The sequence below is a fragment of the Paenibacillus sp. Aloe-11 genome (assembly GCF_000245715.1).
GTDB classification, from domain to species: domain Bacteria; phylum Bacillota; class Bacilli; order Paenibacillales; family Paenibacillaceae; genus Paenibacillus; species Paenibacillus kribbensis.
The window spans coordinates 161,056-161,376 of sequence record NZ_JH601059.1 but is presented as its reverse complement, the minus strand read 5'-3'; the positions used below and the strand labels follow the sequence as shown (position 1 = coordinate 161,376).

The following is a 321-nucleotide window of genomic DNA, read 5'->3' as shown; positions in this document are numbered from 1 at the left end:
AACGTGGACGGCACCGTATATATCGGGTCTCAGGTTCCGGCTGATATTGACGCTGCATTGGAGGAAGAAGTGAGACGCTGCGCCTATCAACTGGGAACCTATCTGTATTCCATCGGATATACAGGTATGGCCTCCATCGACGGTTTTGTGGATGAAGGCGGATTGCTGGTTCCGGTGATCGAGATTAATGGCAGATTCACTCTGTCTACTTACATCTCGTTCCTGTCCTCTGTCTTGGGAGAGCAGCATAAAACATTGTCCCGTTACTATCGCAATGTTACCGCTTCACCCCTCACCTATAGCCGCTTGTGCGAGTTACTC

1 pseudogene is annotated in these 321 nt (G+C 50.2%); it reads left to right on the top strand.

Annotated features, from left to right (window positions below):
- Positions 1–321 (top strand): annotated as a pseudogene (locus WG8_RS18895) (peptide ligase PGM1-related protein); the annotation flags it as partial.